20 protein-coding genes, 1 tRNA gene and 2 pseudogenes are annotated in these 25,638 nt (G+C 37.6%); 21 read left to right on the top strand and 2 right to left on the bottom strand.

Annotation, left to right across the window (positions count from 1 at the left end):
• Positions 1-183 precede the first annotated feature (183 nt).
• Complete coding sequence (locus tag NG55_RS07915) at positions 184-1,035, bottom strand: LysR family transcriptional regulator (protein WP_065342942.1); 852 nt, start codon at positions 1,033-1,035, stop codon at positions 184-186.
• A gap of 166 nt (positions 1,036-1,201) precedes the next feature.
• Here NG55_RS07915 and NG55_RS07910 point away from each other — a divergent pair, with 166 nt between their 5' ends.
• The 19 genes and pseudogenes from NG55_RS07910 to NG55_RS07820 all read left to right on the top strand — a co-directional run bounded on the left by NG55_RS07910 (position 1,202) and on the right by NG55_RS07820 (position 22,543).
• Entirely contained in the window at positions 1,202-2,119 is a 918-nt protein-coding gene (locus tag NG55_RS07910; protein ID WP_065342941.1) for a DMT family transporter, read from the top strand.
• Positions 2,120-2,408: 289 nt separating this feature from the next.
• The gene (locus NG55_RS07905) at positions 2,409-4,439 is read left to right on the top strand and encodes an NADPH-dependent 2,4-dienoyl-CoA reductase (RefSeq protein ID WP_065342940.1); all 2,031 of its coding nucleotides are present in this window, start codon (positions 2,409-2,411) and stop codon (positions 4,437-4,439) included.
• Positions 4,440-4,536: 97 nt separating this feature from the next.
• Positions 4,537-4,631 (top strand) — tRNA-Ser (locus tag NG55_RS07900).
• A 169-nt stretch (positions 4,632-4,800) separates the two neighbouring features.
• A pseudogene (locus NG55_RS07895) lies at positions 4,801-5,310 on the top strand (integrase arm-type DNA-binding domain-containing protein); the annotation flags it as partial.
• Between the two features lie 232 nt (positions 5,311-5,542).
• Positions 5,543-12,151: an RHS repeat-associated core domain-containing protein gene (locus NG55_RS07890; RefSeq protein WP_065342939.1), complete on the top strand. Its 6,609-nt coding sequence runs from the start codon at positions 5,543-5,545 to the stop codon at positions 12,149-12,151.
• Between the two features lie 3 nt (positions 12,152-12,154).
• Entirely contained in the window at positions 12,155-12,637 is a 483-nt protein-coding gene (locus NG55_RS07885; RefSeq protein WP_065342938.1) for a hypothetical protein, read from the top strand.
• 134 nt (positions 12,638-12,771) lie between these two features.
• On the top strand, positions 12,772-13,092 hold the full coding sequence (locus NG55_RS07880) for a type II secretion system protein GspG (protein ID WP_323807371.1): 321 nt from the start codon (positions 12,772-12,774) through the stop codon (positions 13,090-13,092).
• Positions 13,093-13,488, top strand: coding sequence for a hypothetical protein (locus tag NG55_RS07875; RefSeq protein WP_065342937.1), 396 nt, complete (start codon positions 13,093-13,095; stop codon positions 13,486-13,488). It abuts the gene before it with no gap.
• A gap of 51 nt (positions 13,489-13,539) precedes the next feature.
• Positions 13,540-13,968, top strand: coding sequence for a type II secretion system major pseudopilin GspG (gspG, locus tag NG55_RS07870; protein ID WP_065342936.1), 429 nt, complete (start codon positions 13,540-13,542; stop codon positions 13,966-13,968).
• Between the two features lie 6 nt (positions 13,969-13,974).
• Entirely contained in the window at positions 13,975-15,168 is a 1,194-nt protein-coding gene (locus NG55_RS07865; protein ID WP_065342935.1) for a type II secretion system F family protein, read from the top strand.
• Entirely contained in the window at positions 15,165-16,673 is a 1,509-nt protein-coding gene (locus NG55_RS07860; protein WP_065342934.1) for a GspE/PulE family protein, read from the top strand. Before NG55_RS07865 ends, NG55_RS07860 begins: the two co-directional genes overlap by 4 nt.
• Positions 16,651-17,388 (top strand): hypothetical protein, encoded by a 738-nt coding sequence (locus NG55_RS07855; protein ID WP_065342933.1) that lies wholly within the window; start codon positions 16,651-16,653, stop codon positions 17,386-17,388. Before NG55_RS07860 ends, NG55_RS07855 begins: the two co-directional genes overlap by 23 nt.
• On the top strand, positions 17,388-17,846 hold the full coding sequence (locus tag NG55_RS07850; protein WP_065342932.1) for a hypothetical protein: 459 nt from the start codon (positions 17,388-17,390) through the stop codon (positions 17,844-17,846). Before NG55_RS07855 ends, NG55_RS07850 begins: the two co-directional genes overlap by 1 nt.
• The gene (locus NG55_RS07845; protein ID WP_065342931.1) at positions 17,846-18,358 is read left to right on the top strand and encodes a hypothetical protein; all 513 of its coding nucleotides are present in this window, start codon (positions 17,846-17,848) and stop codon (positions 18,356-18,358) included. Before NG55_RS07850 ends, NG55_RS07845 begins: the two co-directional genes overlap by 1 nt.
• Entirely contained in the window at positions 18,345-18,905 is a 561-nt protein-coding gene (locus tag NG55_RS07840) for a hypothetical protein (RefSeq protein WP_065342930.1), read from the top strand. The genes NG55_RS07845 and NG55_RS07840 overlap by 14 nt, the downstream gene beginning before the upstream one ends.
• Positions 18,902-21,217 carry a secretin and TonB N-terminal domain-containing protein gene (locus NG55_RS07835; protein WP_065342929.1) on the top strand — a complete coding sequence of 772 codons (2,316 nt, stop codon included), beginning with the start codon at positions 18,902-18,904 and terminating at the stop codon, positions 21,215-21,217. The genes NG55_RS07840 and NG55_RS07835 overlap by 4 nt, the downstream gene beginning before the upstream one ends.
• A 9-nt stretch (positions 21,218-21,226) precedes the next feature.
• A complete protein-coding gene (locus NG55_RS07830; RefSeq protein WP_065342928.1) occupies positions 21,227-21,697 on the top strand; it encodes a type II secretion system protein in 471 nt (156 codons plus the stop codon).
• On the top strand, positions 21,687-22,067 hold the full coding sequence (locus NG55_RS07825; protein WP_065342927.1) for a type II secretion system protein: 381 nt from the start codon (positions 21,687-21,689) through the stop codon (positions 22,065-22,067). The genes NG55_RS07830 and NG55_RS07825 overlap by 11 nt, the downstream gene beginning before the upstream one ends.
• Positions 22,061-22,543 (top strand): hypothetical protein, encoded by a 483-nt coding sequence (locus tag NG55_RS07820; RefSeq protein WP_065342926.1) that lies wholly within the window; start codon positions 22,061-22,063, stop codon positions 22,541-22,543. Before NG55_RS07825 ends, NG55_RS07820 begins: the two co-directional genes overlap by 7 nt.
• 115 nt (positions 22,544-22,658) lie before the next feature.
• On the opposite strand, the pseudogene NG55_RS07815 reads toward NG55_RS07820, so the two are convergent.
• Positions 22,659-22,918: pseudogene (locus NG55_RS07815) on the bottom strand (integrase); the annotation flags it as partial.
• A gap of 289 nt (positions 22,919-23,207) precedes the next feature.
• Between NG55_RS07815 and NG55_RS07810 the strand changes: the two are divergent.
• Positions 23,208-23,417: a hypothetical protein gene (locus tag NG55_RS07810; protein WP_016541994.1), complete on the top strand. Its 210-nt coding sequence runs from the start codon at positions 23,208-23,210 to the stop codon at positions 23,415-23,417.
• A gap of 38 nt (positions 23,418-23,455) precedes the next feature.
• Positions 23,456-25,333, top strand: coding sequence for a potassium transporter Kup (locus tag NG55_RS07805; RefSeq protein WP_065342925.1), 1,878 nt, complete (start codon positions 23,456-23,458; stop codon positions 25,331-25,333).
• The last annotated feature ends 305 nt before the right edge of the window (positions 25,334-25,638 follow it).

Here is a 25,638-nt window from a genome sequence, read left to right as displayed (position 1 = left end):
GATTTTTTTTGTGTTGGGAAAGGAATTCTTTTTTTTTCATTTGAAAAATAGATTAACATCGGAAAAATATAAAGTTTTACGATAAGCACGAACAATAAGGCATTCATAGGTTGTGAACTTTAAAACGTCTCTAAGGAATCGTAGATAAATTTGTTGCAAATATCCTTTATAAAAGTGTTTCGTTCAAAGCGAGTCATTTAAGCCAATGAATTGCTTTTCGATTGGGGTAAATACATGATCATGATGTGCAATCAGATAAAGGCCGATATCCCGATACTGTTCAGGTGTTTCGCGATAGTACTGAATGTTATATTTTTCAATCAAAGATTTGGCAATCATCGAGATACCCATACCTAATTGGGTAAAGTGAATTAGAGCTTCATGATCGTAAATATGGGTGAGTTCACCTTTTTTAAGCTTATAGTCTGTGTAGATGCTGTCTAAGGTGGTGGCATAGCAGCATTGTTCGGAAGCCAGCAAGATATTTTGATGATTCAGACATTCTTCAAGACTGTCATGGTTGATCATGTTTTTACCAATAATCACCAGTTGATCTTCTGCCTTTTGAATATATTGTAGATTTTTATGTTTGGGATGTCCTAGGGCATAAGCGATATCCAAATTACCCGCTAAAATCTCGTCTTCAATATAACCTGTTGGACCTGTTTTCATGGTGATGGAAAGGTCAGGGTAGGCTTCATAGAGCTGACTAAAAGAGGGGTAGAAACGCATCCCACCTAAACTGGTATTGGTGCCAAAACGTAATACGCTTTCTTGTTGATAGATTTTATTTTCAGTTTCTTCCCAAGTGAAAATCATCTTTTTATATTGCGCATATAAATTCATGCCAGATTCAGTCAGTTCGACGCCTTTAGGCTTACGAATAAACAGTTGGCGCTTATAGTGATTTTCAATCTTTTTAATTTTTGCAGTCATATTAGACTGTAAATAATTGAGCTTATTTGCCGCTGCGGTAATACTTTTTAGCTCGGCTACAGTGACAAATGATCGGATATCACTAATATCAATATTCACGGCAAGTCCTCAATATTTCAGTTTAGTGCGATAATCAAGGTTTGGCTGTAAAGCTATCACTTCATTAGGCATCAAAAAAAATGATGTATCTATTAAAACATAGCATTATTCATGATGTCATTTATTTTATACACTAAGCTTACTTTTTATCGGTTGAGTACAACACGTGAATATTCGAGTCGTCAGTGCCATTGCATTGCTATGCTTGGTGTGGGGGTCTTTATGGGGTTTGGTTAAACATAGCCTACAAGTGTTTCCACCCTTCTTATTTATTTCTACTCGATTGATTTTAGCGGCATTAACATTGATGTTGCTACAACGGATTTTAAAAAAATCCATTTTGCCTGAGCAAGCTGAGTGGAAGCCCTTAATTATTTTAAGTCTATTGATCTGTTTTGGTTTTTATGCCACGCAGACCTTTGCCATGCAATTTGTTGGTTCAGGTTTATCAGCAGTATTGGTCTTTACCATGCCAATTTTTATTGGTGTCTTAGCACACTATTTTCTGAATGAGCGTTTAAATCGTCAGAAAATGATCGGGTTGGTGCTAGGTACATTCGGGCTGATCGCTATTCTGTGGCCGCAATTGCATCATGTTCATTTGAATATGTCATTGCTGGGGCAGGTGTTATTAATCGGTTCAGGCTTCTTCTGGGCACTATCTACAGTCTATATCAAAAAGAATTTTGCTGCCTATGACAAAATCAAATTGACCATTTGGCAACTATTGCTTGGTGGAAGCCTAATGTTTGTTATGGCTTTATTATTTGAACCTATCGATGCTCAGGTTTGGTTGAATCCTTTGAATGAATCTGCGTTATTTTACATTGCAGTTGTAGGCACTGGTTTTGCATTTGTGCTTTGGAACTGGATTGTCAGTCAGGTGGATACCTTTGTGGCTTCGATTTCGATTATGTGTATTCCAATACTAAGTCTGTTTTTTGGTTCTTTGATCTGGCATGAGCCGCTGACCCTCAATATCTTGATTGGTGCTGCTTTTATCTGCATGGGCATTGTGATGAGTTCGCTTAAAATGAAGGTACAGAAAAATCTTCTGGCTTATTCGAGTCATCAACAACATTAAATTGCGTAGCATTGTTCAGCATGAGAATAAACCGAAGCATTGATCAATCAGCTTGAGTGAGTTTTTTAGATTAAATAAAGGCAGTCACTATTATTGTGGCTGCTTTTTTATGTCGATGTGCTTCTGCAATCAAAAATATTTAGATTTGCAGCAGCAGAATCTTAAGCAGGTTGAAGCTAAATTGACACTTTCAACAGCTAAATTTTTAGATAGAGTCATCCCAAATCAATAAAAAAGTATTAAAGTACTATGCAACAAGTTGCAAAGCCAAAATTAGAGAAGGAATACCATGACTAGCTATGCAAATATCTTAAAGCCATTACATTTGGGTTTTACCACTATTAAAAACCGTGTGGTAATGGGTTCGATGCACTCAGGTTTAGAAGATCGTTTCTTTAACTATCCAAAACTCGCTGCTTATTTTGGCGAGCGGGCAAAGGGCGGTGTAGGCCTCATTATCACAGGTGGTATTTCTCCAAACCGTCAAGGCTGGTTGTTGCCTGCGGGCGGAACCATGAATAGTTTGGCAGATATTCCTCATCATCGTTTAGTCACCCATGCAGTACATAAGCATGGCGCGAAGATTTTGATGCAAATCCTGCATTCTGGTCGCTATGGTTATCATCCGTTTTCGGTATCTTCTTCTCCGATTCAAGCACCGATTAACCCATTTAAACCACGCCAAATGTCTGATTCTCAGATATTGGCAACCATTGAAGATTATGCACGTTGTGCCAGCTTGGCGAAAAAAGCAGGCTATGATGGCGTCGAAATCATGGGTTCAGAAGGTTATTTGATTAACCAGTTCCTCAGTAGCCATGTGAATAAGCGTACTGACCGTTGGGGCGGTGATATTGAAAATCGTATGCGTTTCCCCGTAGAGATTGTCAAAGCGATTCGCGCTAAAGTCGGTGAAAAATTCATTATTGCATTCCGGTTGTCTTTGCTGGATTTGGTACATGATGGCAATACCATGCAAGAAGTGATTGTGGTTGCCAAAGCATTAGAAAAAGCTGGAATTACACTGTTAAATACAGGGATTGGTTGGCATGAAGCACGTGTGCCTACCATTGTTACCTCTGTTCCTCGAGCTGCATTCGTCGACTATACCGCTGCGGTGAAACAACATGTTTCTGTTCCTGTGATTGCATCGAACCGTATCAATATGCCTGATGTGGCTGAAGAGATTATTGCTTCTGGCAAGGCGGATATGGTGCAAATGGCACGTCCATTCTTGGCTGATGCTTATTGGGTAAATAAAACAGCAACCAATCGTGTGGATGAAATTAATACCTGTATCGCGTGTAACCAAGCGTGTTTGGACCATGCATTTAAAAATGAACGTGTCAGCTGTCTAGTCAATCCGCAAGCGTGTCATGAAACAGAATTGGTTTACATCAAAACCCAAAAACCAAAACGTATTGCCGTCGTCGGTGGCGGGGTGGCGGGGATGTCAGCAGCCACGGTTGCTGCTAGTCGAGGTCACGCTGTGACTTTATTTGAAGCAAATCATGATGTTGGTGGTCAGTTTAACTTGGCAAAAGTGGTGCCTGGAAAAGAAGAATTCCATGAGACCATTCGTTACTTTAAAGTACAGCTCAAACAAACAGGTGTAGATGTACGTTTAAATACACGTGTAAGTCGCGAGCAGCTAGAATGTGAAGGCTTTGACGAAGTAGTTGTGGCTACAGGTGTTGTACCACGTGCATTGAAAATTCAAGGCAGTACAGCACCTCAAGTGTTGTCCTATGCAGAAGTATTACGTGGTGCAGAAGTGGGCCATAAGGTCGCCGTGATTGGTGCAGGCGGGATTGGCTTTGACGTATCAGAGTTCTTGTTAAAACCACCACACCAACCTCAGCCGCAACCCTTAGCAGAATGGCAACGTGAGTGGGGTGTAGACCCAGATCCAAACTATATCTCTGAAGGTGGAATGCAACGTCCAGAAGTTGAAATGCCAGTACGTCAGATTTATTTATTGCAGCGCAAAACCACACCCCTTGGAATTGGTTTGGGTAAAACCTCTGGTTGGGTACATCGTGCGCAGTTGAAAAAGCATGCCGTGCGTATGCTACGTGGTGTGCAATATAAAGCGGTGACCGACGAAGGTTTGTGGGTTGAGCATAATGGTCATGATCAGTTATTGCGTGTCGATACCATTGTGGTGTGTGCTGGGCAAGAGTCGGTGAAAGATCTCATGCCTAAAGACGGTGAAAATACTTCCGCAAACTACCATATTATTGGTGGTGCGAAGCTTGCAGCTGAGCTTGATGCCAAGCGTGCGATCCGAGATGGTGCTGAATTAGCCGCAAAACTCTAAAATTGATGAAACATTATGCATTTGAATACATTGCAATTAAATTTCTCTTGTATAAAGAGGGCAAGCTTTGTATTCTTACGCACATGGAAGCGTGGCTGGAAGCGTGGCGTGGCAGAGCGGTTTAATGCACCGGTCTTGAAAACCGACGAGGGTGTGAGTCCTCCGTGAGTTCGAATCTCACCGCTTCCGCCAAATTTAAGTTTCTGACACTGTTTAACAATATATAAGCTTATGATTTATAAAGTTAAAGTTAGGAATGTACAATGTGACAAGCCGTGACGCACTATGCCAATCGGGTGTCATAAAGTAGTAAAAAAATGCAGTAAGATAATTTCTTACTGCATTTTTTTATGTCTGAACTATGGCAACTCGTGGAATAAATAAGCTCAGTGTTTTACAAGTTAAAAAAGCAAAAACAAGTCCTGACAAAATGTATGAGCTTCATGATGGAGACGATCTTTACTTACGTATTGACTCTAGTGGTAGCAAATACTAGATTTTTAATTATACCCACCATATCTTGGTAAATGCGATGATTTATCTCTAGGGGCTTATCCAGAAGTCACTTTAGAAGAGGTGCGAAATATTCGTGATGAATATAAGAAATTGATCAAACAGGGTATTGATCCAGCAACAGTACGTTTAGAGACTAAAAATCAAAAATTCAAAGAAGCTGAACTTATGTTTCGTGTAGTTAGTGCAGTATGGCTTAAAAAACGTGAATTAGAAGTTAAACAAGACGAAGAAACACTTCGTCGATTAAATCGCTGTGTATCCTTACATTGGAGATATGAGTTTTTCTCAGCTCACCTTAGAAGTATTAGAAGTCAAAGTATTCCAGCGTATTATAGATCTCGGTACCTTATCGGTTGTCGCTGTTTTTCGATGAGTAGGGTGAAACCTAACTTCAGTATTATAGGCACCAAAGAGGAAATAGGTCTGAAGTAAGAATAGATATCTTCATAAATTATTATTTAGATGTCTGAAAGTATGATTTTATATTTATTGAAAAAATAACCTGACCATTTGTTTAAATTTCTTGTTTGCAGCTTTGTTATTTTGCTATAATTTTTTGTAATAAAATCCACAAATATGTTTTAAAAATGAAATATAAGTTGCTTTTTGTATCGATTTTACTGGCTCTGCACCAGGTGAATGCAGCAGAACTGGAGCTTGCCGGTAGTTTAGAGGGTAATACTAACGTAGATTCATTGGGTGTATTAGGTCACTCTATTCCACTTGCAATTCCCCCATCTATTAATGGTTTTATTCCACAATTAGCTTTGAGTTATAACGGACAATCTTCTGATGGAATATTAGGGGTTGGTTGGAATGTGGATGGGCTTTCTAGTATTGTTCGATGTAATGAGTTAGTAAATGGACAAGTCATTACTCCTTTGGATGCAGGAATAAATGAGTTTACCACTCAGTCATCGTCTCCGATGCTTCCTAGTAATGCAAAAAGTGTATTCGAGAAATCATGTTTTGTTCTAGATGGTAAAAAATTAATTTTAACTAGTACATCTAGCTCTACTAAAACTGAAAAAGCTGAGTTTCATTTGGAGAGTGATAACTTTACTAAAATTACTGTCGAACTTCAAAAATCTAAAATTCTAAAATTTATTGTAAAACAAAAAAATGGTGTGATAAGTGAATATGCTACAAATTTAAATTTTAGCAATGATACATTCTTAACATCTGAGTGGGGGTTAACCTCTGTTAAAGATGCCAATGGAAATTATTGGGAGGTTGAATACCAAGATTTAAATAAGGGTATGCTATATCCTAAAACTATTAAATATACAGGAAATAGTGAAATTGCACCAACTAACTCAATAAACTTTGAATATGTGGATCGAACTGCTGCAGAAAAAAAACAAGGTTACATTGAGAAGGGCTCTATTTCCATTTTGGATAAAAAGCTTTCTAAAATTAGTATTAAATCTAATAATGTAGTGAAAAGTGAATACCGTTTCCAGTATGAGGATATTAATGATCAGGTAGCAAATAAAACCCGCTTAAAAGATATCAAATATTGTACGGTGAATGGAGTAGATCAATCCTGTTTAGCCCCAACTAAGTTAGAGTGGAGTTCTTATGGCAAGGATGTCATGACTAAGCCATTACGAGATAGTATTAATAAAATTCCAGATGTTAAAGCCACAGATACATTAAATACTATTCGGATGAACACTACAAAGGGGGTTACAACGAAAGAGCTAATTTTTTTAGCTAAAACAGACAATAATCTTAAACTATATTCCAACCCTGTAGATCCGATGAGTGTAGGCTTTTCTGTTACTTTGACACATCCATCATTAAGTAGTTTTCAGCAATGGTCACCAATAATGATGGATGTAAATGGCGATGGAATTGATGATTTGGTGATTTATGGAAGAAATAGTTCAAACCAAGTCTCATTATTATTATTTACGACCTCATATAGTAGTCCAAATGGATTATTTAGTTTTTATAAAGAACATAAAAATATCTTTACTACTCCATCTCCGTTATTGAATATCTCCACTTTAGATGGCGATCGAGATGGGATATCAGATTTACTCATGTTATTTGGTGATCAAAATAATATCCGTTTTAACGGAGTTAAATTGGATGGGGTAGGTAATGTTGCTTCTGTGAATACAACTATTATTGGGCCTAATATTCGTAATGCTTTAAATACGAGCTCTGGAAAGCGTGTTACTACAACAGGGCGTATTTTAAGTGGTAATTTTAGACGTGATAAGAAACAAGATATTATTTTCTACTATACGAATTCGAGTGGTTTAAGTCTATGTTCTGTCAGTGTTTATCAAGATGTTATCCAACAATCAAAAACAATCAATGATTGTGAAAACACTACTCCTATATTAATCTCTGGAACAGCGGGTGATGCTTACAAAGATTATGATTTTAGTGTTGTAGATTTTAATGGCGATGGTCTAGATGACATTGTGATGTCCAAGGTGATTCGTCTAGATGCTGCTAATGGCCCTGCAACTCGATTTCATGAACGTCTAATTCCAATCTTATCAACGGGTGGTGGTTTTGAAGTTCAGTCAACAAATGATTTACCTGTGTTTGAAGTAAATACAACAGATTGGATTAGCGATTGGGAACGCCATTGGTACTATAAACCGAACTTTGTTGATTTTAACCATGATGGTTTTATTGACTTTTATCGGTATGCAAATTCATGGTTAAAAAACGCACCTGATAAACAATTGAGATATTCATCGGTTCTTACTTCTTATTTACAGCGGCCCAATAAAAAGTTCGATATTTTTAAATATGACTTTGTCGATTGGTGGAAGGGTTATACTGTTCTTGAAGAACACATGTTTGCACTTATTGGCGTGCCTGGTGATATAAAACACAGTGATTATGATGTTGAGCGTATTCCTTTTTTTTCAGATATTAATAATAATGGTTTTCAAGAAATTAACTTCCAATTTATTGTTCGTCCGCGTACAGGAACAGGGGCATATATTTATTCCTTTATTTCACAAGCTGCTAAAAATGACATAGATCGAATAGCTCAAGAGGAAGCAGGATTCAGATGGTTTACATTACGTTATCCTGATATCGATTTTCAGGATATGTTGAGCTCTATTGATACAGGGGATGGACGTAAACAGAAATTCATTTATCGCAATTTTAGTCAGACTGTAGACAGTATAGAGGCAAGACCATTTCCAATTCGTGGAACTGGTTCAGCTAGCTTAGTGACTGCTGTAGTCGAGAATTATTTAAATAATGCTTTGGGCTCAAAAAGCACCTATCTATTTGCGTCCCCACGAGTTGATGTCAAAGAAAACCGCTTTTTGGGTTTTGAAACAACAACAGAAACGTTAGAGACATACAATAAAACTGCCAGTGGCACAGATGTCACCAATAAACTGGTAAAGGAAACAGTCTTTAACCAGAACTACCCCTTTATTGGAATGGCAAAATCAGTGACGACCAAAGCCAATGATGCCTTGGTATCGAAGGTCACAGTAGCTGATGCAGACTTTGTGAGTGATAGCGCTTATCCAACCACGAAGGTGAAATTCCCACGGGTTAAGAAATCAACAGCTTTAAACTATGACTTGGGTAAACTGATTTCAACAACTGTAAGCTCAGATAATTATGAAAATGTGTTTGGTAACCTAACAGATTCTAATGTGACCACCACTAGTGCGGATGGCACCAGTGTGTTCAGTACTAGTGTAAAACCAGTCTATTCTGAACATGATTTGACCAATTGGGTTCCTGGATTAGTTAAAGAGCGTACGGTGATTTCAGCACGTACAGGTCAGCCAACAATTACTAAAAAAGCGACATTTGATTATGATGCCAAGCAGCAGTTAAAGCAGAAGGTTGATGAGCCGAATGATGCTGCATTAAAGCTGCAGATAGACTATGGGTATGATAATTTTGGTAATCTAAATAAGCTCAGTGTAACAGGTGCAGGTAATGGAACAGATACCAATATTGGTAGCCGTGTTGTGAACTCCTTCTATGAAGCGGGAGTTGGCCATCCAGCGGGTGTGTTTAAGACGCGTGAAACCAATGCCTTATCGCAACAGGTAAGTTCGAGCTATGATGCGGTGACGGGTCAAATGCTGACTTCAACCGACTTAAATGGCGTGGTGAGCAAACAAACGGTTGATAGTTTGGGTCTGGTAAAAGTGAGTACACCCGCAGGTGCAGCACAGACCACAAATGATTACCAGTTATGTAAAATCTTTGTGAGTGTTGGAACCAATAGCCGAGAATGCGAAACTGGTGAGAACTATAAGACGACCAGTACCACAGCTTTGAATGCCCCAGTGCTTGTATTTAAAGATGCAGTTGGCAATGTGAAGCGTACAGTGACCAAGGCCTATGACAATGCCAATGATGTTGTGGTGCGAAGTGAATATGACGCATCAGGCCGATTATATCGTAGCAGTACCCCAAGCCTAAGCAATGTTGCCTATGGTAGCTTGCAGTGGACCAGCTATGAATATGACGTACTTGGTCGTGTGACCAAATTGGTAGAACCAGGGAATCGTGTCACGACCTATAGCTATGATGGATTACAAAGCTCAATCACCAATGCCAAAGGTTTAAAACGCACAGAGAAGAACAACATCGCCAATGAAGTGGTTGAGATTCTGGACCATGATAACAACTCGTTGAAATATACACGTGATGCTTTAGGTCGCGTAACTAAAACCACAGATGCGTTGGGGAACAGCATTGTTCTAACTTTAGACAATAATGGCAACAAACTGCAACAAGTGGATCCAGTCATGGGGACATGGAAATACCGCTACAACCCATTGGGTCAAGTCGTTTGGCAACAAGATGCCAAAGGACAACAAACCACGTTCCAATACGATGCATTGGGTCGCTTGAAACAACGAGTAGAACCAGACCTAAGCTCGACATGGACGTGGGATACAGCCGCGAATGGTAAAGGAAAGCTTGCGCAAGTGAGCTCAGCGAATGGCTTTAGTGAAGCCTATGCCTATGATACCTTTGGTCGCCTGTTCCAAACCACGACCAGCAAGAAGATCGATCCAAATGCTCAAGGAGCCGCTGATCCAGACTTCATTAGCAAGTGGAACTATGATGCAGCAGGTCGTACTCTGGCCTTTGCATATCCAACAGGCTTTGGTTACCGCAATATCTATGACACCAATGGTTACTTAAAAGAAGTCCGTAATTTGGCAGGAAACCAGTTGTACTGGGCAGCGAATGCACGTGATGCCCGAGGCAATATTACTCAAGAAACGTTGGGTAATGGCTTAGTGACCAAGAAAGGCTATAAAGCAGATACAGGTTTTATTGAATCGATTAATACAGGCAATGCAACAGTTCAACAGAATACCTATGCTTTTGATGCAATAGGAAACTTAACTAATCGTAATCAGAACTTAGCTGGTATTTCGACCAATGAAACCTTCACTTATGACAATATCAATCGTTTAAAGAGTGTTGTAAACCAGAAAGGAGCAACAACTTCTGTAACTTATAATGCGATTGGAAATATCTTAAGTAAGAGTGATACTGGGACTTATAATTATGCGACAGGCGGAACAAACTGCGGTATACAAAAAGTGTGTGCGATTAGTTCAACGACTGGTGGTTTAAACACAGCATTTAGTTACGATGTGAATGGTAATCTACTCACTGGAAATAATCGAACTTCTAGTTGGACGAGTTTCAACATGCCTTTGCAGCTTAAGCAAGGCACAAGTACTGAAAGCTTTATGTATGATGCGAACCACGAACGTGTTCGTCGTACTAGTGTTGAGGGTGGCAAGACGACGACGACGGTTTATCTCAATCCTCGAATAGATACTGGGGGCACTTTTGAGAAAACCTATTTACCTGATGGTAAAACAGAGTACACACATTACATCTATGCTGGTGGGGATGCTATTGGTAGTTATGTTACTAATGACAAGGGGGTTCCACCAACAGCTGACTTAGGCACAGCTTACCAAAGTGGAGTCGCACCAAACAGTGCAATCGCGGCGATTAATAAAACAGGTCCCTATCGTTACTTCCATACAGATCACTTGAGCTCGATTGAAGTAATCACTGATGCAGCAGGTACTGCGATCGAGCGTTTAAGTTATGACCCATGGGGCAAGCGTCGTAATGTCGATGGAACAGCATCAGCGACTGCGATTAAGGGAACCAAGAATAGCCATGGTTTTACTTCACATGAAATGCTGGACACTATTGGTCTAATCCATATGAATGGTCGAGTCTATGACCCCCAAATTGGACGTTTTATTAGTGCAGATCCAACGATTGATGGAGCAGATAACTTACAAGGTTATAACCGTTATAGCTATGTGCATAATAATCCAGGAACATTCTTAGACCCAGATGGCTATGGTTGGACGAAGTTCTGGAAACGCGTAGGAAAAGATATCAAGAATGGACTAAATAAACTCCTAGATGATGTTCTTGATACATGTTCAAAAGCAAAAGGTGATTGTGGAGTCTCTGTAGGTGCAACTTATGGACCGAATAATCAAGGAGTGGGTAGCAATAATGATGGTCGAAATACAGTACAGCCGTTTATTGGTTTTGGTGGATCGAAACAATCTCATCAAATTAACCTTCCTGCTTATGAGGTAGGTGATATCTTTGGTAATAGTAGAGTAATCGACCCAAGAATACTTCAACTGAACGGGGGGTATGAGTATTGGTGGGAGAGAAATCTACCATTTGAAGTGCAGGGATCTGATGATGATGGTGCTGAGTTTGGTAACTATTTGGTATATATGTCAAACAAACAAAAAGAAGAAATTAATAATATTTATCCAAGCCAAGCTGGAACAGTAGTTGATGCTAGTTTAACTGCTGCAAGTTTTGGGAGATTACCTTTAGGGAGAGTGGGAACTGGAATCTCAAAACTATGGAATAAACTTACTCGTCCTGCTACGGTGATTGACTGGGCTAAAGTACCTGGATGGAAGAGTTTACCTGCATATAAGCAGAATTATGTTAATGACTTTATGACTTCACACGGAAGTGGTGAGAAAGGTGCAGTAGCGTTGTTAAAAAATTTACAGCAAAATGGTGTTCCTACAAATTTAGATAAGGAAGTATTTAGATCCTATTATAAAACTATATATGAGGTGGGGGGAGCAAAGCAGAAAACAAATACTTCTGTTGTTTGGAATACCAGAAAGCAAATATTAGAGATGGTTATAGGTAAATAATGTATGTTTTTAGATCAACTAAATGAAACATATTCTGAAGAAATCAAGATAGTTAATTTTTTATTTTCAGATATATCAGATTGCAATAAAGTGTGGAATTATTCCTATAAGGGGTTTCTTTTTGAATTTTTCCATAGTCCTGAAACCAAGAAAATATATCTCAAAAAATTTATTCAAGAAGTAGAGTACGTATTGAATGATCGGAAAAGGAAGGTTTATGAACTACAATATAACCTGAAGAGCGAAAAAATTGATGGTAAGTTTTTAAAATTTAATCCTTCTGCAACTATGTATGATGGAATTGTTGAGCAATTAACAGATGGCTTGTTTGATGAGTGTGATGTACCTGCACCTGAACTTTGGCTAGGTATCCAAAATAATAGTCTTATTTCATTTATTCCAAAAAAATATATTGGTATTGTGAGTATAGCTGTGGAGAACTCATTGGGGCAATCTCTAGAATGGATCAGTACTATGGAAAGGTAAATATTCTAAGTCGGATGGTGGTTAAATAATACCTAATTAAATCAAATTTTAGTTGGGTGTTTAAATAAAAGTGATTTAGGATCTGGAACTAAAATTGAGAAAGATTAATACTAATTTAACCTCTATTAGCACCTATAAGACTAATTCTTTTTGAGAAAAATACTAAATCAAAAGGCTTTACCCTTTTAGAGCTCATGATTGTTTTAGTCATTATTGGTTTGCTAGCGGGTATTATTGGACCCAATTTATTTAAGAATTTGGAAAAGTCTGAGAAAACCACAGCTAAGTCACAAATTGATGCTTTGACCAAGGCAATCGATCAATATCGAATTGATAATGGTTCATTCCCAGATACCAGTAGTGGCTTGAATGCCCTACTGGTTGTATTGGAAATGCATGAAGGAGAAACAGGAAGGGTTATTCCTTGGAAAGACTTAAACGGTGGTAATTTTTAAATGATTAGTTCAGCAGAAGAATTTGTTTTACTACGAACAAGTGAATCACGTGATGAATATATACGTGCAGCCCATGACGATGCTACTAATATTGTTTGGATGGATGTTATTTCTAGATTTCCCGAAATGAGAGAGTGGGTTGCGCACAATCGAACTGTGCCATTAAATATATTAGAAATTCTAGCACGAGATACAAATGAATCTGTTCGGGCAACAGTCGCTAGTAAGAGGAAGCTTAGTCCAGAGCTATTTGAATTATTGTCTCAGGATAAGAGTGAGGTAGTTCGTGAGAGAATAGCCTATAATAAAAAGGTGCCAGTAAATATTCTTAGAAGACTTGCTAATGATCCAGTAATGTTTGTTCGCGAAGCTGCTTTAAAACATATCGGAAATTAATAAATGAATTTAAAAAATATGGTTACAAGCGAATGAAGTGATATTGTGAATATGATACTAAGTAAGAAGCATAGAGCTATACAAGGCTTTACCCTTTTAGAGCTCATGATTGTTTTAGTCATTATTGGTTTATTAGCTGGTATTATCGGACCAAATTTATTTAAGAATTTGGAGAAGTCCGAAAAGACGACAGCTAAATCACAAATTGATGCTTTGACTAAGGCAATCGATCAATATCGAATCGATAATGGTTCATTCCCAGATACCAGTAGTGGCTTAAATGCCTTGTTACTTGCGCCTGCTGGTGCAACTCGCTGGAATGGACCTTATATCAAAAAAATACCAGCTGATCCTTGGGGAATGCCATATCAATACCAATCGCCAGGGCAGCAAAATCCAACGGAGTATGATGTATATTCATTTGGTAAAGACAAAGCCCAAGGTGGAACAGGTGATGCTGCTGATATAGGAAACTGGTAAAAATTAATGCCAACATTTTATGCGCGCATTGTAAATGCTGAAGGACAACAAATTGAACGAACAATTGAAGGAGAAAGTCTTGATCTTGTTCGTGCGAATTTGTTGAGTCAGAAAGTTTTTATTATTGACTTATATCAACAAAAAAATGTTTTTAACTTTAAAAAAGGTCCGAGCTTTAATGTTGTTATCTTTGTACATGAATTAAAAACCTTACTCCATTCTGGTTTATCCATTACAGAAGGACTGGATGTATTACTGAGTCACCATTCAGAATCAAATCCTAATTCTCCTATTTTCAAAATACGTGATGCTCTGAATCAGGGTGTATCACTTTCGCAAGCAATGTTAATGTGTGGAGAAAATTTTTTTCCGCCTTTGTTAATTGCAACAGTCGCTGCAAGTGAACGTAATGGTACGTTAATTCAAGCGCTTAATAGCTATATTCGTTATGACGAACAAATCTCCTCACTAAAGTCTAAAATCTATAATGCCTCAATGTATCCCATTCTGCTTGTCGGGATGGCACTCATGGTTACGCTTTTCTTGTTGATGTATTTAGTCCCAAGATTTGGTGCGATTTATGATGGGGTAGATATGGATTTACCTTTAGCCTCAAAGTTGATGTTAGAGCTCGGCGTCTGGTTGGGGGATTATCGTTGGTATGTGATTGGTATAATGGTAGTTGGTTTTATTTGGCTGGTCCGTAAAGTAATTTTACAAGGCATTGAAAATACACTTATGCAATTACTGTCGGGATTTTCTCCATTGAGAAAACGACTGGAAGTGGTATTTTTATCTCGTTTTTTTAGAGGGTTAGCACTTTTACTGGACGCAGGTGCTTCGGTGATACAGTCATTTGATATGTTGGCCTCTATTTTATCTCCAGTTCAGCAACAACAACTACTTCGAGCAAAAGATTTGGTACTTCAAGGAAACAGTTTGAGTGATTCACTTTATCAAGCGGGCTTAAGAACATCTGTTTCAGCGCGTTTATTAGCAGCAGGTGATCAAAACGGTGAAATCTCCGCTATGTTAAGACAGTCTGCTGACTTTCATGATTTAGATTTAAGTCAGTTTATTGAGCGCTTTTCACGTTTATTAGAACCTGTATTGATGCTGGCAATTGGGCTTTTTATAGGAATGATCGTAGTATTGCTGTACATGCCGATCTTTGAAATGGCGAGTGGGTTGCAATCATGAATCTAGTTCAGCATTGGTTTAGTGAAAAAGAATGTTTGCAACTCCAACTTGATACACATATACAGGCAAATATCGCGCAGCAACAGCAATGCATATCGGCATTGTTCAATGAGCAACTATGGGTCATTTTTGCAAGAGAAGTGACAGTAAAAGATTTAACATGGTTGAGTTATACCATTAGAGAGTCTTTTCAAATTGGTCAGATACAAGCAGATGCACAGGCTTCTTTTACGATCTTGATTGCTAAATACGTAGGAATTGAAAGTGCAGCTTTGATTCAAGCGGGAAGCCATAAAAATATTACAAAAAAAACTGATAGTGATAGCCTTGTGATTCAGTTGGTCGATTCAATTTTGTTAAAGGCCTATCAGCATGGTGCAAGTGATATTCATTTTGAAAACACGATTGATGGTTTGGTCATTAAAAATCGTGTAGATGGTGTACTTGTTGAAAATAAAGCAGCAGTTATCAATGTACCCGCAGAGCATGTCATTTCACGTCTAAAAGTATTGGCAGAGTTAGACATAGCTGAACGACGTATTCCGCAAGATGGCCGATTAACTGTTCACTTAGATGAGTATGATATTGACCTTCGTATTTCTATTATGCCCGGTTTGCATGGTGAAGATGCAGTATTACGTATATTAGATAAACAAGCATTGACACAAGATGATAAGCCATTAACTTTGGAGCTGTTAGGGTTTGATGCCCAAACGATGGTTGATATTCGCAATTTATCTAAACAGCCTTACGGCATGATGCTTGTAACTGGGCCTACAGGTTCAGGTAAAACAACCACCTTGTATGCCTTATTGCATGAGCAACATGATGGACAACAGAAGATCATTACGATTGAAGATCCTGTTGAATATCAAATTAAGGGCACACTCCAAATTCCAGTGAATGAGAAAAAGGGACTCACATTTGCAAGAGGACTACGTTCTATTTTGCGTCATGACCCTGATAAAATATTAGTGGGGGAAATCCGTGACCATGAAACTGCGGCAATTGCGGTACAAGCAGCTCTCACTGGCCACCTTGTTTATACTTCTGTACATGCCAATCATGCTTTAGACGTGATTGGGCGGTTTCGCCATATGGAAATTGATCTTTTTGGGTTTGTGAGTAGCTTAAACGGTATTATTGCGCAACGGCTTATACGTTTGAACTGCCCGCAATGTAAAAAGCCAGTTAAAGTTGATGCTGAAACGATTCAATATTCTGGCATTTTATTAGAAGATGCTGAAAATTATCAGTTTTATCAAGGGCAAGGTTGTGAGCATTGTCAAGGAACTGGTTATAAAGGACGACAGGCAATTGCAGAAGTTCTGATTATGGATGATGAGTTAAGAGAGTTAATGATTCATAACGCACCAATGAGCCAAATACGAAAGAGACTCGCTGAACAAGGAATGAAGTTTTTAAGGCAACAAGCACTTGCGGTCGTTGCTAGTGGTCAATCTACATTACAGGAAATTAATCGTGTTACCTTTGTTGAAAGATAAGACCATTTATTTAACATCTATGCAGATCGGTGTTTGGGGGCTACAAAAGCACAAGTCGACCAACAAGTTTGAAGCATTAACTGAAAGTGTCTCCAATTATTTTGAATTTATTGAAAAAAATGACAAAAAAAATTCCAGTCTAGATATTGTTATTGAAAGTAATTTGTGTCGATACGTTGTCTTGCCAGGCCTAAATCATTATCCTGAACCTGATGTTTTGAATTTTTTAATTCAGCAGCGTTTACAACAAAAATATGTCGATTTTGATAGTAGTCAGTTTGTAATCGCTCATGATCAGTTAAAGTCGAATCATCCTTGTTTAGTTGTGGCATTTCCTCGTGAAACATATCAGGGCTTAATGAAATTAAAACCTGGTATCAGTGTTAAAAGCCTTTTACCTTCGATCTTAGCGGTTTGGAATTATTATCAAAAGGATATGATAGGAAACCAGTTTTTAATTATTGAAGATCAGTTGGTTTTTCTTATTCATCATGATCATGGTGTAATACAAGAGATAGATACTTTTCCAGCCTATTTAATGGGTTCCCTTAATTTTGATTATTACCTCGATTTAAATAATTTAAAATGTTCTGACTTAGAACAAACAGCACTTAATAAAAATGTCAATTTTTTATCAAACAAAATATTTAATTTTCTAAAAGAAAGTCATTTAGATAAGTCACAAGCCCTGAATTTGATGAGGGCTTTATCCTGATGGCAAAGATTTCTCTTATATTTAAAAAGCAAAGTACTTTCGATAGTAGTAGGCTGATTATTGTCAGTGTTGTATTTACTTTAGCGGTTTTAAGTACTTATTTAGTAAGAACTTTGATTGTCGAGCATAAACAGCAGTTAGCAGAGTTTGAAAAATTAAATAAAAGTTATGATGAATATCTTCAGACTCAAAATACGGCAAGAAAAGTACCAATAGCTGAATCACTCAGTATAGATCTATTTGATCGAATAATGACGGCAAAGCCACCGCATCTATTTTTTGATCGTATGAAAATTTCTAAGAACTCACCATTGCAGATTGAGGGTGTAACTTCAAAACCATTAGAAATAGATGAATTTATTAGACTGGTAGATACACAAGGTGTGAAATTACAAATTAGCCAGGTTCAAAAGGATAGTGAACAGCAAGTACGTTTTGACTTAAGGCAGGGTTTATAATGGATGCCATAACTCAAAAACTAAAATGGATTATTCAGAAAAGTTGGACTGAAATCACGATATATCATTTAGTTGTTACTAGTTTGACTATCTGGTTATTCGGAGTTTGGTTGTGGATTATTCCTGTCTATAAAAACAAAATACAATTTCTAAAGTCTGAAAATAAGAAGTTGGCAGACATTGTACAAATTCATCGACCTGCTACTGTCAAAAGTATAAAAAACATCAATCAACAACGTGAAGGCTTTAACTATGCAGTCTTATTGGGTTTGACTGAGCAGCATGGTATTACACTTGATGATTTTAGAAAAATAACAGGCTCCACTAAACATGAATATCAATTCGTTGTAAAAGGAAGTTGGCTAAAAGTAAGAGAGTTTTTGGAAACATTTAAACATGTTTTTTCAGAGCAGGTGCTTATAGAGTCTTTTGACTTTCAAAGAGATGTCGTTACAAATGAGCTAGGTTTAACGATGTCAGTGCTTGAGGTTGGAAAAAATGAAAATCCTTAAGTATCTCCCACCCAAACAACGCCGACTCGGTGTGCTAATTTCTTTGGTTTTTATATTTGGAGGGTGGTCACTCATTTTACCACCAACTGAAAAATTAGAACCTATTGAGATGGACTTGGCGACTAACAACCTCGTAGGCTTAGATGAACAAGGTTGGCATTCATTAGCGATCAGTACAAAACCAAATTATCTTGCATGGGATTTGCCAGTTAATCAACCTGAAAAAAAGCAAATGGTTCCAATTATAAAAAAGGAAGTTAAACCCGTTCCGATTGTAAACAGGAAAGTTTTAGAGGTCATAAGACAACCAGAAGCTGTACCTTATGAACCATCAAAATCAGGGGGGGAAACCTCTAGAATTAAATACCTTGGGCAGGTACTTGACTCTTCTGGCGTGCAGGTTTTTTTAATTATAGATGATTCAAGTGTAGTGATGAGACCACACCACATTTATGGACAAACATGGAAAATCATAAATATTAATGATGATGAAGTTCGTTTAATCCATTTACCAACTCAACAAATATTACGTGTAGCTAAATCATGATAAATAATGTTTCTCATATTTTTTCAACAAAATTATCTGTTTTAGCTTTAAGTATGTTCATACTTACTGCTTGTACGGCAATGCCAGAACTTTCTCAACATGAAAAACAGTTGAAGGAATTAAATAAATTACATAAAAAGGCTGAAAATAAGCCTGTTAGCCATAAAATGGATTATGTTTTTGAACAGCAACAATTGGTAAATCAAAGAGTTGCTGCAGCAGAGCAGGCCAAAGCGAGATCTGATTTCAAGCAGGCATTGGAGTTGTATGAACAGATTTTGGAAATTGATTCTTATAATAGAGTTGCACAAGAAAATATTTTTAAAATTAAGCAATTTGACCAAGTTAAGCCCCTTTATGATTTAGCAAAAGAGAGTTATGAAAAAGGTAACCTAAGTACAGCTCAGACTATTTTAAAAGAAGTGTTACAAACCGCACCAGATTGGCAGGATGCTCTTAGTTTAAAATTCGAGATAGAAAAAGAACTAAATCGTAGAACCCTTAATCCACCATTAATAAACGAAAGATTAAATCAAAGAGTCTCTTTAGAGTTTAGAAATGCTTCTGTCCAATCTGTAATCGAATCATTGTCTCAATATTCAGGCATTAATTTTATTCTTGATAAGGATACGAAACTTGATCAAACAACAACAATCTATGCGAAGGAAACAACTGTTCAAGAAGCATTAGATATGATTCTTAATACATCAGGTTTTGGTTACAAAATGCTGAATGCAAATACTTTTTTAATTTATCAAGATACACCTGACAAGAAAAAAATTTATGATGAGTTGATTACACGATCTTTCTATTTAGGGAATGTAGATGCTCAAAAGGCACAAGAAGTGGTCACGAAACTTTATGAGCCTAAATCTATGTTTTTTGATGATAAACTGAGAGTGCTAATCGTACGAGATAATCAAAAAGTTATTAACAGTATAGAAAAACTATTAGAAGCATATGACTTGCCAATGTCTGAAGTGATACTTGATATTGAAGTTTTGGAGGTTAATCGAGATACATTATTAGAGCTAGGTGTTGATTTTCCAAAACAAATTGGTGTTAGTGCATTAAATGGTCTGGGAGAAGCTGGTAAATATACAATTAACCAAATCAAAGATATGACAACCAATAGTCTGGTTTTAAAGGTTGCTGATCCACTAGCAACTATTAATTTCAGACAAAGAAGTAACAAAACGAATTTATTGGCCAATCCTAGAATTCGAGTAAAGAGTCGAGAGGAAGCTAGTTTTTTAATTGGAGATAAAGTTCCCGTTATTACGACAACAATGGGAGAATCCTCAAACTTTGTCGCTGAGTCAGTTAATTATCTTGATGTGGGCTTAAAGGTGGAAGTAAAGCCAGAGGTTAATAAAGATAAACAGGTGCAAATTGCGATTAAGTTAGAGGTAAGTAATATCGCAAAGGAAATTCCAACTAAAAATGGTTTGGTCTATCAAATTGGTACAAGAAATGCCTCAACAACTTTGCAATTACATGATGGGGAAACTCAGATGCTAGCTGGCTTGATTCGGGATGATATTAAAAGCTCTGCTAATCATTTACCAGGCTTAGGAAAAATTCCTTTATTAGGTAGACTATTTTCAAGTACAACAGATAGTAAGAATAAAAGTGAAATAGTTTTATTGGTTACACCGAGAATAGTACGTCCTTATGCTATACCTGCTCCGCATGTGCAAGAATTTATTTCAGGAACTGGAAGTCAAGTAACGACTCGACCACTAAGATTAAGTGATCAATCGAATTATTCTCCATACCCACAAAAAATGGGTACAGATGTAAATGAAGTACCGTCTACAGAACAAAAAACAGAAATGAATCATACTAATATGAATGAACCAGTTGTAGATAAAGGGATGGATCTAAAATCTAATTATCCACCAGTAGCCTCTGTTGGAAATCAATTGAGTGCTCAATTTCAATTAAGTGGCCCGAGTATCATTACCAAAGGCCAAGAATTTACTTTGGCTTTAATTCAAAATACGCCAGCATTTCAGGAAATGAGTGTAGATATGCTACATCCAGATAATTGGGAGCTTGTCAAAACTGTAAATATCGCGCCAACTCTACAAATGAATCAAGAAAAAATTGCTAAGGGTACGCGATTAAGTTTTGCATCAACCCCCAAGCATGATGGACCTTTAGCACTATTAACATTTAAAGTTTCGAGTAACGCTGAACTCAAGAAAGAGGAACTTATTCTAGAAAATGGGAAAATCAAAATTAATGGGGCGAGTGGTTATCAGAGGTTGTCGGACCATTTGGTTAAAGAGTTTGAGCTAAAACCTTAAGGGCCTGATATGAGAAAGAATCAGAGAGGCTTTACTTTTATTGAATTAATAGTGTCCTTAGTCTTGTTAGCATTATTGGCATCTGTTGTGATTCCTATTTCAGATTTGGCTTCACGCCATGCAAAAGAAAAAGAGTTAAAGCAAGCTTTAACTGAGATACGAAGTGCGATAGATAAATATAAAGTTGCAAGTGATCAGAATGAAATTCCAATAAAATATAAGACGGCTAGTGGGTATCCACCTAATTTGTCAATTCTAACTGGAATATCTGCTGAAAATGGAAAAAAAGTCCATCGTTTTCTCAGGAAAATACCAGTAGATCCATTTGCAGAAGAAAAAAATATCCCTCCTGAGCAAACATGGGGAATACGAGAGTTTTTAAGCGAAGCTAACAACCCCCAAAAAGGTGAGGATGTATACGATATTTATTCATTGTCTACTAAAAAGGGGAGTAATGGGGTTGCCTACAATGAATGGTAAAACGTATTTAAAAGAGAAAGGCTTCACAATCGTAGAGCTCTTGGTTGTTCTCTCTGTAATTGCTTTACTATTGTCTATTATTACTCCTCGCTATTTGAATAAAATTGAAGAAGGAAAAGAAATTGCATTAAAACAAAACTTAGCTGTGATTAGGAGAAGTCTTGATCAGTACTACTCAGATCAAGGGACATATCCAGATCAATTGCATAAGTTAGTTGAAAAACGATATTTAAGAGATATCCCAGAAGATCCAATTACGAAAACATATGAATGGACGATTATTAAAGAAAATGGTGGAGAGGGAATTTATGATGTGAAATCAACAAGCCAAGAGATTGCAAGTGATAAAAGGTCATATGCTGAATGGTAGTCATAAATGATAAGAATGCAGAGAGAAAAACTGCTCAGTTTAGATCGCAATATGGGGCTGTATATGTGTGGATGTTAGTTACACTTATTTTTTTATCATTAGGTCTTGGGCAATGGTCAATTAATTATGCAACATTAAAACAGAGAGAAAAAGAACAAGAACTTTTACGAATTGGATTAATGTATCGTAAAGCAATTCATAAATATTATGAGAGCTCCCCAGGAGGAGTCAAGGAGTATCCTCAGAAGTTAGAAGATTTATTAAGAGATCCGAGATCTTTAGAGATAAGACGTTATTTACGGAAGTTAGAGAAAGATCCTATGACCTCTCTGAGTTTTGAAACTAAGAAAAATGATCACGGGCAAATCATTGGCATTTATAGTGGACTCGATAAAATGCCAATTAAACAAAAAGGTTTCCCTGCCGTGCTTAAGCATTTTGAGAATGCTAACAGCTATAGAGACTGGTTATTTTGATGGAGCCGAGTCTGTAAATTATTTTGTGTGGATTTACTTTATTTTAGAGTGATATAAGTGACTTTCATCCTAAAAGGTGAAAGTCTGAGTTTATTCTGTTTATAAAAATTACTCCTTAATGATGAAGTTCTTCATCACAAAACTCAGCCCAATCAGCCATCAACCCTTTACGTTTTTCTAGATAAGCTCCACGTAGTTAACAGCTTCGACTTCATCAGGTAGTTTATGGGCAAGCACATGTTCGCAGACCTCACGAGGGTAATCAGTTCTGTCTGCTGACCAGTCACGGAAAGTAGAACAAAAACCATGTGTAGTAACTACTCGATTCTGTTTTGCATCAATATAGTTTAAGCCATTTTCTTTATGCTTTTCTTCCACATTAAAAATCACATACATTGGGAAAGACCATCTTCCTTACTCTAGGTGATATTGAACAAGTGTAACTATTAAATAACAAGCATCTACAATGTTGACTTGAACAATATCGAGCCAAAGTAACCCGAACTTAAATTTATTCTTAAAGCTAGATCTCCGAAGGTGTTTTTAGAAGAGCTGGAACATTCTGAGTTTAGGAACCGTAGCCTAAAAATTTACGCAAATTTTACGCGGCCATTTTTTTAAGTTTATTAAAATATACTTTGCAATCATTCTTATGGATAGGTTAATGGGTTTCTTTAATACATCTGATCAAGACAATCATGTTCATAACCTGCTTCTTAATAAAAAAGACATACTGATGGGGGATAGCTTAGATGTGCTGGTCGAAAAATATGTCGGTGCATCGAAAGAAATACAGCAGATTATTGTTCAGATTCTTAAAGAGAGAGGGTATTCTTCACGAGAAATAGAGCATATGCTTAAAGAAAATAAATGACCAAAGTTTTGCCCTATAACAGTTAAAGAAAGCTCATTATGCAAAATACTACAAAAAAAGCAGCATTGCCTGCCACCGCGTTGGCAGCGCTTGGGGTGGTCTTTGGAGATATCGGAACTAGTCCGCTATATGCATTAAAGGAATCCTTCCATGCGGCTCATGGTTTGGGGATTCAACCTGAAAATGTATTAGGTATTTTGTCGATTATCTTCTGGTGCTTAATGCTGATCATCAGTATTAAATACATTGCGATTGTCATGCGTGCAGACAATAATGGTGAAGGTGGGATCATGGCTTTATTGGCCTTGAACCTACGTAAAGCGAAATTATCAGAAACAAAAAAAATCTATCTGATTGCAATTGGTTTTATCGGGGCATCTTTATTCTTTGGAGATGGGATTATCACCCCAGCCATATCCGTTCTTTCTGCAGTTGAAGGCTTATCGATTGCCACCAATGTGCTTGATCCCTTCATTGTGCCCATTGCGATTGTGATTGTGACCACGCTGTTTTTGATGCAGAAACATGGCACAGCCTTTGTCGGTAAGTTTTTTGGACCAATCACCTTAGTCTGGTTTTTGTCACTTGGCATTTTAGGGATTGCCAGTGTGATACAGACACCCGTTGTACTGGGGATGGTGAGTCCACATTGGGCAATACAGTTTATCTTTACTCATCCGGTTCAGTCTTTCTTTATTATGGGGGCCGTGGTGTTAACGGTCACGGGTGGGGAAGCGCTGTATGCGGATATGGGGCACTTTGGGCCACGTCCAATTCGGTTTGGATGGTTCAGTGTCGTGTTACCTTGCTTAGTTTTAAATTATGCAGGCCAAGGTGCATTATTACTGCGAAATCCAACAGCGATTGAAAACCCATTCTATTTATTAGTGCCAAGTTGGGCGTTATACCCGATGATTATCTTGGCGACTATGGCGGCGGTGATTGCTTCACAAGCGGTTATTTCTGGGGTGTTTTCCTTGGCACGCCAAGCAATTCAATTGGGTTATTTACCAAGACTAGGGATTAAACATACCTCTGATTCAGAAGAAGGGCAGATTTATGTGCCTTTTCTAAACTGGCTATTACTGATCGCAATTTTAATTCTGATTTTAATCTTCCAGACCAGTTCAAACCTTGCCAGTGCTTATGGTCTAGCGGTTACATTAACCATGCTATGCGATACGATTTTGGTTGCGGTCTTTATTTACTATGCTTGGAAATGGAGCTTACCGAAGGTATTTCTACTGATTATTCCATTTTTCATTCTAGAGTCAGTTTTGGTTGCCGCTGCATCTTTAAAAATATTCTCAGGCGGTTGGGTACCATTATTAATTGGCGCTGTAGCAATGGTCATACTCATGACTTGGAAGCGAGGTCGAGAGCTCACTTTTGCCAAGCTTGAACATGACACATTGTCACTCGATTTATTTTTAAGAAGTATTGGTGATAGCGTATATCGTGTACCAGGGGATGCGGTATTCCTCACGGGTACGCCGAATGTGGTTCCACATGCCATGTTGCATAATATTAAGCACAATAAAGTGTTACATGAGCGCAATATTCTGGTGACGGTGGTGATAGAAGATGTCCCTTATGTCCCACAAGAAGAACGCATTGATGTTGAAACTTTAGATAATCATTTCTATCGGATTAAAATTTTCTATGGATTTAAAGATGAGCCGAATGTACCACGTGCATTGGCTCAAGCCTATGAGCAGCTAGAGTTTGAATACGATTTGATGCAGATTAGCTTCTTTATCTCACGTGAGCGTATCATGCATAGTGTTGGGGATGGCATGGCGCCTTGGCGGGAGCATTTATTTATTTCAATGCAACGTAATACCAGCCCAGTCAGTGATTTTTATCAAATCCCGACCAATCGTGTAGTGGAACTGGGGAGTCAGATTGAAATTTAACAATGCGTTCTAAGCGTTTTTTAGCATTAATTGTTTTAGCAAAATTCAGACAGCCTTTGTGAATACAAGGGCTTTTTTTGTTTACTTATGCTTTCCAATCATTATGAGCGATAAGCTTGGTCTGACTGAATAACATGATATTCAAGATCAAAATGTCCAAGAATGATGCGTTCATTTCAGCTTCATTTAAGCAAAACGTTTTACTCTAAAGCCATAGTAAAGCCGAATAAGCATCGCTACACCTTTTACCACATCCTCAGATGTGGTTTTTTTTGCTGTTTTGACTTTGTTTATATAGCTCGGTG

Origin of the sequence: Acinetobacter gyllenbergii (assembly GCF_001682515.1) — a bacterium.
Classification (GTDB): domain Bacteria; phylum Pseudomonadota; class Gammaproteobacteria; order Pseudomonadales; family Moraxellaceae; genus Acinetobacter; species Acinetobacter gyllenbergii.
This window is presented reverse-complemented; position numbering and strand designations above follow the sequence as displayed.